At 27.1% G+C, this 12,701-nt stretch carries 10 protein-coding genes; 3 read left to right on the top strand and 7 right to left on the bottom strand.

All coding sequences use genetic code 11. The features are described from left to right. The 7 genes from Q4A58_RS07110 to Q4A58_RS07080 form a co-directional block, all read right to left on the bottom strand. Window positions 1-322: hypothetical protein (locus Q4A58_RS07110; protein ID WP_303117853.1), on the bottom strand; the 322-nt coding region annotated here is incomplete at its 3' end. Continuing rightward, window positions 294-1,172 (bottom strand): SMC family ATPase, encoded by an 879-nt coding sequence (locus tag Q4A58_RS07105; protein WP_303117851.1) that lies wholly within the window; start codon window positions 1,170-1,172, stop codon window positions 294-296. The genes Q4A58_RS07110 and Q4A58_RS07105, both read right to left, overlap by 29 nt. Then, the gene (locus Q4A58_RS07100) at window positions 1,147-2,322 is read right to left on the bottom strand and encodes an exonuclease SbcCD subunit D (protein ID WP_303117849.1); all 1,176 of its coding nucleotides are present in this window, start codon (window positions 2,320-2,322) and stop codon (window positions 1,147-1,149) included. Before Q4A58_RS07100 ends, Q4A58_RS07105 begins: the two co-directional genes overlap by 26 nt. Continuing rightward, on the bottom strand, window positions 2,319-5,060 hold the full coding sequence (locus tag Q4A58_RS07095) for an ATP-dependent DNA helicase (RefSeq protein WP_303117847.1): 2,742 nt from the start codon (window positions 5,058-5,060) through the stop codon (window positions 2,319-2,321). The genes Q4A58_RS07100 and Q4A58_RS07095 overlap by 4 nt, the downstream gene beginning before the upstream one ends. Before the next feature lies 1 nt (window position 5,061). Next, window positions 5,062-7,203, bottom strand: a complete 2,142-nt coding sequence (locus Q4A58_RS07090) for a transglycosylase domain-containing protein (RefSeq protein ID WP_303117846.1) — start codon at window positions 7,201-7,203, stop codon at window positions 5,062-5,064. Between the two features lie 5 nt (window positions 7,204-7,208). Next, a complete protein-coding gene (gene rlmN, locus Q4A58_RS07085) occupies window positions 7,209-8,285 on the bottom strand; it encodes a 23S rRNA (adenine(2503)-C(2))-methyltransferase RlmN (RefSeq protein ID WP_303117854.1) in 1,077 nt (358 codons plus the stop codon). Beyond that, window positions 8,272-9,396, bottom strand: coding sequence for an alanyl-tRNA editing protein (locus Q4A58_RS07080; RefSeq protein ID WP_303117844.1), 1,125 nt, complete (start codon window positions 9,394-9,396; stop codon window positions 8,272-8,274). The genes rlmN and Q4A58_RS07080 overlap by 14 nt, the downstream gene beginning before the upstream one ends. 203 nt (window positions 9,397-9,599) lie before the next feature. On the opposite strand from Q4A58_RS07080, the gene bioB reads away from it, so the two are divergent. The 3 genes from bioB to bioA all read left to right on the top strand — a co-directional run. Further along, on the top strand, window positions 9,600-10,685 hold the full coding sequence (bioB, locus tag Q4A58_RS07075; RefSeq protein WP_303117842.1) for a biotin synthase BioB: 1,086 nt from the start codon (window positions 9,600-9,602) through the stop codon (window positions 10,683-10,685). A gap of 11 nt (window positions 10,686-10,696) precedes the next feature. Further along, complete coding sequence (bioD, locus tag Q4A58_RS07070) at window positions 10,697-11,365, top strand: dethiobiotin synthase (RefSeq protein ID WP_303117840.1); 669 nt, start codon at window positions 10,697-10,699, stop codon at window positions 11,363-11,365. Further along, a partial coding sequence (bioA, locus tag Q4A58_RS07065; RefSeq protein WP_303117839.1) for an adenosylmethionine--8-amino-7-oxononanoate transaminase occupies window positions 11,366-12,701 on the top strand: 1,336 nt, incomplete at its 3' end. It lies immediately after the preceding gene.

The following is a 12,701-nucleotide window of genomic DNA, read 5'->3' as shown; positions in this document are numbered from 1 at the left end:
TTTCAATATTTTCTAATATATTTCTTAAGTTCTTCTCTTTGTATACAAGTTCTCTTCTTTGAATTTCAGCCTCTAAAATTTCTTTTTCTAACATCTTTTTTTCATTTGAAAAGTCAAAAATTTCTTTTTTAATTCTTTCTAAATTTTCAAAATTTTGCTTTAGTTCAAAGTTTAATATCTCATTTTTATTAATTAGTCTTTTATTATTTTCATCTATTTTTTTTAATTTTTCTAGAATCAGTCTATTACTTTTTAGTTCTTTATTTACAGATATAAATAAATGATATTTTTCTTCATTTTCTTGAACTATTTTTTTTTGCACTCTTTGCCTTTTTAGCTAGGTAAATATTTTTTTTCAAATTGACCTTCATTTCAATTATTTTGTCTTTTTGATTTAAAATTTCTCTATTATAACTATCTATTTCTCTTTCTTTCTTTTCAAAATCATATATTTCCTCGGATAGTTTTTCCCTATCACCCTTATATAAATTTAGGCTTTTTTCTAACTCTTGCCTAAGTTTTTCCAACTTTTGCATTTCATTTAAAAGATTTATCTCATCCATAATACCAGTTGAGATAATATTTCTTTCTGTTTCTATTTTTTCAAGTTCTCTATTATACCTATCCTCTATATCTTTTAGAATACCACTGTACATTTCAGAATAAAGTTCAGTATTAAAAATCTTATTAAATATTCTTTCTCTTTCAGCAGGCTTATCTTTAAATATATTTATAAATTCATTCTGCTTGGCTATGATTATATTGTCATAGACATCTGTATAATCTTTTTTTATACCACAAAGTTCATTTAATTTTGCTCTAAGTTCCTCTTTATTTTTTATTTCTTCGTTGCCACTCAGATCTTTTAAAATACTAGTAGTACTCTTTTTAGAGTGAAAAATACTTTTTAATGAATATTCTCTGCCATCATTAGCAATAAAGTCTATTTCAACCTTTGCTGAATTTTCTCCATATCTAATAAAGGATTTTCCTGTTTTCCTACCACTTCTATCATTTATATCAAAAATAACTATTCCTATAGCTTCAAGAATAGAAGATTTCCCTCTTCCATTCTCTCCTAAAATTAAATTTATCCCTTCAGACAATTCAATACTAGTATTTTTGTGAGAGCGATAATTTTCTAAACTAATCTTCTTTATTATCATCTTCATCATCCTCTAAAAGTCTATCAAATTTTTCCCTAAAACCTTCATAGTCCTCGTTTAAAAAAAGATTTTTTAGAAGAGAAAAACTCTCTGCAAAATTCTTTTTATCTTTTAAAACATTCCACTCTTGTATTAGTAAACTTTCTATTTCCCCTATATTTAATGTTCCTTCTTCAAAAGAGCTTTTACTACTGAAGTTTTCTAATCTTATCTCAAAATATGTCTTTAAAGCTCCTTCATTCCTTGCAATTTCTTCTAATCTTTCTATATTTATATAGTCATTATTTTTATTTTTTATAGGAACAATTAAAAGCTCTTCTCCTGTTAAATTTAAGCTTTTTAAAAATTTTTCAAAATCTTTTTCAATATCTTCTCCATAATCAAATAGATCTGTTTTTAATCTTTTTCTATGTTTAACTTCAATAAACTCATATTTTCCCGTTTCTGTATCAAAATATATAGCTCCTTTTCTATCTGCTCTTTCATTGAGAATATTTGTAAACTCTAACGAGCCAGGTATAAAAAAATATGGTTTCTCTTTAGGATAAACAGTAAATGAATGTATATGTCCTGCTGCCATATAAATTACTTTATCCTTAAAAAGATCTAGTGTCTTTGTGGAAACAAGTCCTGGCAATGTATCAGAACCTGAAATTCCTGTGTGAACTATAACTATATTTTTTTCTTTTTCATCAAGCTTTGCTGCTAATTTCTCTAAAACACTATCTACCATAAATCCTGGATAACCTACAGGATAAAAATTAATATCTCCTATTTTAAAAAAATTTTCCTCTTCAAAATCTTTTTTATATGAATAAACTTCTAAATATTTTTTTGTCTTTAGATATTCTAGCCATGAATCCTCTTTAGAAGTTATAATATCATGATTTCCTTCTATTGCTATTATTTTCAGATCTTTTTTTCTCTCCTTTAAAGTTCTCAATAAATTTTCTGTTTTCTCTAAAATATTAGCATTTATCTCCTTCTTATCAAAAATATCTCCAGCAATTATAAAAATATCCACCTCTAAGGTAGATATTTTATCTATTAGATTTTCAAAAGCTGAGAAGAAATCTTCAAATCTTGTATCTGAAAATTTTCTTGTTCCACTAGGTTTTTTACCCAAATGTAAATCAGAGCAATGAATTATTTTCATATCAATTCTCCATAACAATAATATTTAAATTCACAGTTTCCACAGGTTTCAAAACTGTATTCTCTTTTAAAAAATTTCTTTTCAAGTATGGCACTTCCTATTTTTTTTACTTCTTGATAGTTTTTCTCTAAATCTCTGTCTTCAATTATAAGTTCTTTTTTTGCATCTTCTTCTTCTAAATAATAAAGGAAAGTTTTTATTTGTCTGTCAGGATATTTTTTCTTTAATAGTAATTTATAAAATGATAGTTGCTGATTATAAATTAAATTATAATCTATTTCATTCAGATATCTCCCAGTCTTAAAATCTATTACTTCTAAAACTTTATTCCTATCTAAAATTAAATCTATCTTTCCATAGAGCATATAATCCTCTTCTATCCTATATTCAGAGGCTTCTACCTTATAAATATATTTAAAATTGGTTCTTTCTTTTTCTATGTAACTAAAAACCAAATAAACTAAGTTATTAAAGTTTTCATCTGGAGATAACTTTCGTATTCTATATATCTTTTCAATTAATTTTTCAATATATTCTAAAGAAAATTTCTTCTCCTTATCCTGTTTTAACCTTCTATTTATGTGCTCTATAGCTTTGTGCGCTATAGTCCCAATATTTAAAGCCATTTTTTCAAAGCTTTGAAAATTATCTTCCCTCATAAACTTATACTTTTGTGGACAAAACTTATAAAGTGCTATATCACTTGTAAATGCAAAAATTTTATTTTCTTTTTTTTCTGTGAGTCTGTCTAATTTAAGTTCTTCCATATTAAAGCTTATACTGTTTACACTTGGAATGGAATAGAAAAAGGCTTTAAAATTATCAGAAAGTGTTTTAATATCCGAGCTTAAAACTAAAAGATTCTTTGCCCTTGAAAAGGCAACATAAAATTTTCTATAAAAATCGAAATACTCCTTATCTATTTCACTTAACTCAGTGGCAGAGTTTAAAAGTCTATCTATACTTGTCAATCTATCTGAAGTATTATGAATTTGAGGTTTTGAATAAAGTGAATATACTATTACAGCAGGAAACTCTAGTCCTTTTGCTTGATGAATAGTTAAAAAAACTATACAATTATCTGGATAGTCTTCCTCACTTGAAATATCTTCTATTCTTGCCTTTTTTAAAATAGGTATATACTTTTCAAAAAAATATTTAACAACAACATGGTCTGCTTGAGAACTTATTTTTTTATAGCCTACATATTTTTGGAAGTCTTTTAATATTTTACTTAGAACTGAAAGATTGTGCCTAGCTCTAGAAACACTAGGAGTAGTGTCATCAAATATATTTTTATAATATTCAAATTGGAACAATTCATAAAAAATATTATTCAAAGATTCATATTCCATATCTTCTAAAAATTCTATCTTAGCTTTTATCCACTCTAAAATATTTTTATCTTTCTTCGCATAATATCGGGCTAAACTTAGACAATCTTCCAAGTAAGTTCCTTGAACTGTGATATATTTTTTGAAGCAAGCTAAAATTATACCCAAAGTTAATTTAATTTCATACATCTCAAAAAATACTTTTGTCCTTGGTGAATAAACTTCTATGCCTTCTTTATTTAGCATAGATTCTAATTTTTTTGCATTGGAATCCTTAAAACTTGAAAATAGTATAGCTATTTGATTATAATTATCTATTTTTCCACTATTTTTTAATTTTTTTATAAAAGATACAGTATTTCTTATGTTTTCATCGGAATTATTCCCAGCTATGTGAAGAACATTTGAATTTAAAATCCCTTCTGTTCTGACAGAAATAATATTCTTTTCAAATTTATGTCCCTTCCAATCTATATAATTTATCCACTTATTATTGAAATCAACTATGTCTGCTAAAGATCTATAATTTTTATCTAAAATTATCAATTTACATTCATTATCAAAATGTTTCGAAAAATTTAAAATATTTTCGGCTGTTGCTCCTCTAAATCTATAAATAGATTGATCTTCATCTCCAACAACACATATGTTTTTTTTTATATTTGAGATTAGTAATAAAATTTTTTCCTGTACTCTATTGCTATCTTGATATTCGTCTATCATTAAAAAATCTATCTTTTCATTCATCTCAATTAAAAATTCTTTATTTTTTTGTAACATATTTAAAAATTCTATCTGAAGATATGAAAAATCTATTTTATTTTCTTTAAATAATTGCTCCTCATATAAAATATAGGCATCTTTTATAAAATTTATATATTTATCAGAGCTGCTTATTTCTTTAATATCTATACAATTTTCATTGAGATCATTTATTTTTTTTCTGATAAAACCACTTATCTCCCAATCTCCTCTATAGGATATATTATCAAAAAATTCCCTATAGTTATCTAATTTTTTATAAGCTTTTAAATTTGAATAAATAAAAAAATGTTGTTCATAATCAGAGGTCATCAATTCAAAGTTATCAAAAAAATTAGAGTACTTAATATTCTCTTCTATTAATCTAAGCCAAATAGAATGCATAGTTCCAATATACATATCACTTAAATCAATATTTACCCCCATCTCCTCTAATCTTTCATTTATTCTTAATTCTAACTCCCTAGCTGCCTTATTTGTAAAAGTAGTCAAAATTATTTTATTCGGACTTGTATTTTGATTTATAAGTATATTTACAACTCTTTCTACAAGGGTTTTGGTTTTTCCAGTTCCAGGACCCGCTATAATAACAAGAGGTCCTTTAACTGTATTTACAGCTTCAAATTGTTTTTCATTTAACACATCATTCTCCTAAAAGCCTGTTAAACAATCCATCATTATCTGAATTTTCTGTGCTTGTATTTATATCAGGATTAAAATATATCTCCGAATTTCCTTCTCCAGTTCCTACTTGAGCATCTAAGCCAAAAACTGTTGCTATTCCTCTTCTATACTTAACTTCACTTTCAACTTGAAGTCTTCCTTTAGGCACTATAACTGTTCTACTTTTTTCGCTGCTCAATAGTCCGTTATAAATATTTATATTTTGTTTCATCAGTTCTCCAGCTTCCAAATGATTTTCTAAAAATTCAAATTTCCCAGGACTATATAAATTTTCTTTTATAAGTCTTTGATAATATCTAGCCCAAAGTGGTGCTACTACTCCTCCACCCGTCACCTTACCTAGTACTGGTTTATTATCATCTCGACCTATATAAGCAACTGTTACATACTCAGGAGTAATTCCTGCATACCATATTGTTCTATTTTCATTTGTTGTTCCTGTTTTTCCTCCCTGCTCTATAGCCTTTCCATTTTTATCATAAACTTTTGCTCTGGAACCCGTCCCATTACTCACTACTGTTTTTAGCATAGCTGTTATGACACTGGTATCCAAGCTGTCAAAAATTCTTTCTTTTTTTACATCTGCCACATAAATCAATGTGTCCTGTGTATCTCTAACTTCTCTTATTAAATTTGCTTCAATCATATTTCCACCATTTACAAAGATAGAAAAATCCATAGCTAAATTTATAGGACTTACTTCAACTGAACCTAGTGCAGCTGTTAAATCCTTTATTTTTCCTGAATATTTTAAATTTTTAGTTTCATCTGCAAACTTCTCCACACCTATTTCCTCCAATAGCTTTATAGCTGGAATATTAAGTGAATGATTTAGAGAATTTAAAAGTGTTGAATTTCCTGAATAATTTCCTCCATAATTTTTAGGTGCCCAAGAACCACGAACAAAATAATCATCAACTACAACTGAATATGGATTAAAGCCATTTTTCATAGCTAAAAGATAGAGAAAAGGTTTAAATGACGAACCATACTGTCTTTTTGCCATTAAAGCTCTGTTGAAATTTTTTGCCTTAAAATCTTTACCACCAATTATTGATATAATTCCTCCTGTAAATGGATCCACTGTTATCATAGCTCCATCTAAATCTGAATTTTTTAAAGTTTCATAATTATCAAATACTTCTTTAGCAATCTTTTGATAATCTAAATCCAATGTTGTATAAATTTTAAGTCCACCTTTAAAAATTTCATCATCAGAATATAATTCTTGAAGGAAATCTTCAACTAAAACTGTAAATTCAGGATTCTTATAAAATTTATTGTTTTTCTTTGGATATATAACCGTCAAACTTTCATTACTTACTCTTTTATTATTTTCATCATCAACAATAAATTCATGTGCTATAGCTCTATTATACTCCTCTTGGCTTATACGCTTATCTGAGAGCATTTCTTTTAATATTATTTTTTGTCTTGAAAGTGCATTCTCTAAATTTCTAACAGGATCATATTTAGATGGTCTATTAGGTATACCCGCTAATAATGCTGATTCAGCAATATTTAAATCTTTTATGTCCTTTTGAAAAAATTGTTTCGCAGCAGTTTTAACTCCATATGAACCTGAACCAAAATAAATCTCATTTAAATACTTTTCTAAAATTTCATCCTTGGTATAAGTTCTTTCCATTTCAAAAGTTAAAATTGCCTCTTTGATTTTTCTTGATAGTTTTCTTTCAGAAGTTAAAAATGCATTTTTAGCTAATTGTTGAGTTATAGAACTTCCTCCTTGAGTTGCCTTTCCTTTCTTTATATTATTAACAATAGCTCTTAATATACCTTTTAAATGTATTCCACTATGGGAATAAAATTTTTTATCTTCTATTGCCATAAAAGCATTTTTCAAACTGTCAGGAATTTCTCTTATACTGGCTAACTCTCTAGACTCAGTATACAAAACATCTATCTCTTTATTATTTCTATCATAAATAGTACTTGGAGCTGCAGGGGTATAATCTTCTACCAACTGTTGAAGATTAGGCATATCCATTCTATACTTTATAACTATTCCAAGTACTGTTAAACCCATAAATAGAATTAATACTATAGATATTTTAAAAAAAAGTAAAAAAAGTCTTTTCATATTACTTAATTATCTCCTTTTTTATTTTTTTGTCTAAGTTGACCACAGGCACCATCAATATCACTTCCCTTCTCTTTTCTTAGGGTAGCATTTACTCTTCTATTATTTTTTAAGTATTTAAAAAATTTGTCAATTTTTTTCTCACTTGGTCGCCTATGTTCAACATTGGGAACTTCATTATACGGTATTAAATTAACTATATGATCAAATTGATGTACAAAATCAGCCAAAGCATTGGCATCATTTTCTGAAATATTAAAATCATCAATAAGTATATACTCAAACGTTAATCTCCTCTTAGTCTGCTTTTGATATTCTATCAAAACTGCAGCTAAATCTTCCAAAGGAAAATTTTTATTTATAGGAATTATTTTGTCTCTTTTTTCATTTATTGCGCTATGAAGCGATATCGCAAGTTCTATAGGTAGTTTTTCTAACAATATTTTTTCAATTCCAGAAACAACTCCTGACGTAGAAATTGTAATCCTTCTTTTAGAAATGTTTATTCCATCTCCATCATATAAAATCGAAAGTGCCTTTGTTAAATTTGAAAGATTAAGCAATGGTTCTCCCATCCCCATAAAAACTATATTATTTATTTCATCGCCTTTTTTTATAAGTCTTCTTTCCACTGTATAAACCTGATTTATGATTTCACTAACTGATAAATTTCTCATATAGCCGTCCTGACCAGTAGCACAAAAACTACATTTTACTGGGCAACCAACCTGTGAGGATACACAGAGTGTATTTCTTAATTCTCTATTGTTTGAATCCCTATGTCTTAAAAGTACTGTTTCTATTGTTCCACCATCTTCCAATTCAAATAAAAATTTTTCTGTTTTATCTATTTTTGAAATCTGCTGCTTTAGCAAATTAAAAAATGGAATATAAGTTTTTTCTTTTAATAGTTCCCTATCTTTTAATGAAATATTCGTCATATCATCAAAATTTCTAACTATTTTTTTATGCAACCAAATAAAAATTTCTTTGCCATAAAACTTTTTCATTCCAAATGAAAGTACCAAATCTGTCAATTCTTGTTTTGTTAAATTTAAAATATTTATTTTATCCGTCTTCATTTCCTTCTTCATCTATTCCTCTTTTTATAATCTCTAAAATTTCTCTATAACTATAGTTCTTTGATAGTTTTATATTACCCTTTTTAGGGCTCCCCCCTCCTTTTATCTCTTGATTATTTTTGCTTATATTTTTTATTAAATTTTGACAATTTACTTTATTTGAGATAAAACTATAATTTTTATCGTAACCACAGATTAATAAAAATTCATCTAAATTTACATATCTTCCTAAAATTTCTGCAATATTTTTATCCTCAGTATATAAAATTATTTTTTGACCTCTGTATTCTATATGATTTTCTTCTAATTCTTTTACTAAATAAACACTGTATTTATTTAATAAATTTTTAAAGTTCCCCTCTATTTTTTCTTTTTCCTTTAAATTTTTATCAAGCATATCTAAAATTTCGTCAGTTTTACAACTAAAAATATTGGTCAAGTTCTTTATAATTTTATGTTTTTGACTGTAATCTTTTCTAGCTCTATCACCTGCTAAAAAATAAAATCTGGTCCAATTTCCTTTTACAATTTCATGAGCTATTATTTTAAAAATTTTTATTTCAGAAGTTTTCTTCACATGAAAACCTGCACAAGCACAAATATCAATATCTGAAATTTTTATAAATCTTACATCACCTTTTATTTTATCTTTAACCTGCTTTCTTAAATTTTCTAACTTATGAGCTTCTTCATTTGAAAATATAAGTTCCTCTACACCTATATTCTTAGATATTATTTGATTTACTTCTTCTTCAAGCATTACCATCATCTCTTCAGTGATATCCTTATTATCTAAATCAACTGTTGTATATTCCTCAGCCATTCTAAATCCTACAGTATTTAAAGAAAATTTATTATATGCTAAAGCTGAAAAAATATGCTGTGCTGTATGTTGCTTTGAGATATCTTTTCTTCTTTTTACATCAATTTCGTATTCATATTTTCCATCAGCTAAATTTCTATCAAGAACTATATAATCTTCATAAACTTCTACTATTTTTGCATCAGCTATTATAGCTCTATCACCTAACTGCCCTCCCTTTCCATCTACATAAAAAGGATTTTTGTCTATTTTATATTTTAAATCTGAAATTTTCTTTATAGTTATCATGTAAAACACCTTTTATTTTTAATTTTTATTTTATATTGTATCATTAATTTTGATAAAATTCTTAAATATTTTTCTCTTAAAATAAATTAATCTTAATTTTAAAAGTTATATAAAATTTACATATAGATAATTTAATTTATTTATGTTATTATTTATATAGTATTTTATAAATTTTTAGTGCAAGGAAAGGGAAAGGCAATGATATGAAAAAACCAAATATTCAAGCTGTAAAATCTAATTTTGAAAATTTTAATTTTTTGAAATCTAAAAACATTAAAGAAATTAAAGAAGAAATTGGAGAAAAGGACTTTATTTTAAATCTAAAGGAAAAAATTATGTCTGGCAATTATTCCATTAGCTATGATGAGGCTATCAAACTGGCTCAAATACCAAATGATGACGAGGATACTTTAGATGTACTTTTTGAAGCAGCTGATAAAATTAGGGAAAGATTTTGTGGAAATTATTTCGACCTTTGTACAATTATAAATGCAAAGTCAGGAAAATGCTCTGAAAACTGTAAGTATTGTGCTCAGTCTATCCACTTTAAGACAACAGCTGAAGTCTATGGACTTATCTCAAAAGAATTAGCTCTCTGTGAAGCTAAAAGAAATGAAAGAGAAGGTGCTCATAGATTCTCTTTAGTTACAAGTGGTAGAGGCTTAAACGGAAATGAAAAAGAATTAGATAAGTTAGAAGAGATATATAAATATTTAGGTGAACACACTGATAAACTTGATCTTTGTGCTTCTCATGGAATATGCTCTAAAGAGGCTTTACTTAGGCTTCGTGATGCTGGTGTAAAAACTTACCATCATAATTTGGAATCTTCAAGAAGATATTACCCCAATGTATGTACTTCCCATACTTACGATGATAGAATAAATACAATTAAATATGCTAAAGAAATTGGCTTAGATGTATGCAGTGGAGGAATTTTTGGACTAGGAGAAACTATTGTTGATAGAATTGATATGGCTTTTGATCTTAAAGATCTTGGTATTTGTTCTATACCTATAAATGTTTTAACTCCAATTCCTGGTACTCCATTTGAAAATAATGAAGCTCTAGATCCAAGAGAAGTTTTAAAAACTATAGCTATCTACCGTTTTATAATGCCTAATTCATATATAAGATATGGCGGTGGTAGAGTAAAACTTGGTACATATGCTAAAAAAGGTTTAAAAGCTGGTGTCAATGCAGCACTTACTGGTAATTTCCTAACAACTACTGGCACAACTATCCAAAGTGATAAAGAAATGATTGAAGAGCTTGGTTATGAGCTTTAGGGAGTTTTGTTATGGTTAAAAAAAAGGATTTTTTTATAATAGGAACTGATACTGACGTAGGGAAAACCTATGTCAGTTCTCTTTTATTCAACAGACTTTTCAATTACCAATTCTATTACTTTAAACCTGTTCAAAGTGGATGTTTTGAAAAAAATGGGCTTTTTATTGCTCCAGATGTTGAGACTGTCTGTAAATTTTCAAATATAGATTATCAAGAGGATATGGTCTGCTATACTTTAAAAGAAGAGGTTTCTCCTCATCTAGCTGCTGAAAAAGAAAATATAAAAATTGATATAGCTAAAATTAAAAAACATTATAGTAATATCAAGTCTAAACATAAAAATATTATTGTAGAAGGAGCTGGGGGACTTTATGTTCCTTTAATTAGAAATGAATTATATATATATGATTTAATAAAAATTTTTGATTTACCTGTAATATTAGTCTGTGGGACAAAAGTAGGTTCTATAAACCACACTATGCTTACAATTAATAGCCTTAAATCTATGAATATAAAAATTATAGGTCTAGTTTTCAATAATTATAGAGGAAATTTCTATGAAGATGACAATATAAAAGTTATTTTAGAAGATTCCCAAATAAAAAACTTTATCATAATAAAAAATGCACAAAGTAGAATTGAAGATGATGACTTAAAAAAACTTTTAGGAGGACTTTAAATGGCTAATAATTTTAGTGAATTACAAAAAAAAGATTTAAAATATATTTTTCATCCCTGTACTCAAATGAAAGATTTCGAAAATGACCCTCCCTTAGTTATAAAAAAAGCTGAAGGACTTTATTTAATAGATGAACAGGGTAATAGATATATGGATTGTATTTCAAGCTGGTGGGTTAATCTTTTTGGACACTGTAATCCAAGAATTAACAAAATTATAAATGAACAGATTAGTACTCTAGAGCATGTTATCTTTGCAAATTTTGCTCATGAACCAGCTATAGAACTCTGTGAAGAGTTGGAGAAAGTTCTTCCTAGAGGACTTAATAAATTCTTATTCTCAGACAATGGCTCTTCAAGTATTGAAATGGCTTTAAAGCTTAGCTTCCAATATCATCTTCAAACTGGCAATCCGCAAAAAACAAAATTTATTTCTTTACAAAATGCCTATCATGGAGAAACTATAGGTGCTTTAGGAGTAGGTGATGTGGATATATTTACTGAAACCTACAGACCCCTTATTAAAGAAGGAATAAAAGTTAAAGTCCCTTATTTAAATGAAAAACTATCTGAATCTGAATTTAAAAAATATGAAAATGAATGTCTTGAAGAATTAGAAAATCTCTTAAAAGAAAGGCATAATGAAATTGCTTGTATGATAGTTGAACCTCTAGTTCAAGGTGCAGCAGGTATGCTTATATACTCTGATAATTATTTAAAAAAAGTAAGGGAATTTACAAAAAAATATAATATTCATTTAATTGATGATGAAATAGCTATGGGTTTTGGAAGAACAGGAAAAATGTTTGCCTGTGAACATGCAAGTATAGAACCTGATATTATGTGTATAGCAAAGGGGCTATCCTCTGGTTACTATCCCATTGCTATGGTATGTATAACAACTGATATTTTTAATGCCTTCTATGCAGATTATAAAGAAGGTAAATCATTTTTACATTCTCACACCTATTCAGGGAATCCTTTAGGCTGTAGAATAGCTTTGGAAGTTTTAAAAATTTTTAAAGAAGAAAATATTTTAGCTCTTGTCAATAAAAAAGGTGCTTATTTAAAAGAACAGGCTAGGAAAATTTTTAAAAATAAAGAATATGTCAAAGAATACAGACATATTGGACTTATAGGTGCATTAGAATTAAAAAATTTTGCTCCAAATGAACGAGTAGGTAGAGAAATTTATAAAATTGCTTTAAAAAAAGGAGTTCTTATTAGACCCATAGGAAACACTATTTATTTTATGCCCCCTTACATTATAACTAATGAGGAAATTGATAAACTTTTAAGAGTTTGTTTGGAATCTATTGAAGAGTTTATAAAGAAAA

Source organism: Fusobacterium sp., assembly GCF_030528405.1.
GTDB lineage: Bacteria > Fusobacteriota > Fusobacteriia > Fusobacteriales > Fusobacteriaceae > Fusobacterium.
The sequence above is the reverse complement of the archived record's forward strand: the minus strand, read 5'-3'. Positions and strand labels throughout refer to the sequence as shown.

Excerpts from the sequence above, each read along its gene's own strand:
- Q4A58_RS07105 (WP_303117851.1), bottom strand. The coding sequence starts at position 1,172 with ATGAAGATGATAATAAAGAAGATTAGTTTAGAAAATTATCGCTCTCAC.
- Q4A58_RS07090 (WP_303117846.1), bottom strand. The coding sequence starts at position 7,203 with ATGAAAAGACTTTTTTTACTTTTTTTTAAAATATCTATAGTATTAATT.
- Q4A58_RS07100 (WP_303117849.1), bottom strand. The coding sequence starts at position 2,322 with ATGAAAATAATTCATTGCTCTGATTTACATTTGGGTAAAAAACCTAGT.
- Q4A58_RS07080 (WP_303117844.1), bottom strand. The coding sequence starts at position 9,396 with ATGATAACTATAAAGAAAATTTCAGATTTAAAATATAAAATAGACAAA.
- rlmN (WP_303117854.1), bottom strand. The coding sequence starts at position 8,285 with ATGAAGACGGATAAAATAAATATTTTAAATTTAACAAAACAAGAATTG.
- bioB (WP_303117842.1), top strand. The coding sequence starts at position 9,600 with ATGAAAAAACCAAATATTCAAGCTGTAAAATCTAATTTTGAAAATTTT.
- bioD (WP_303117840.1), top strand. The coding sequence starts at position 10,697 with ATGGTTAAAAAAAAGGATTTTTTTATAATAGGAACTGATACTGACGTA.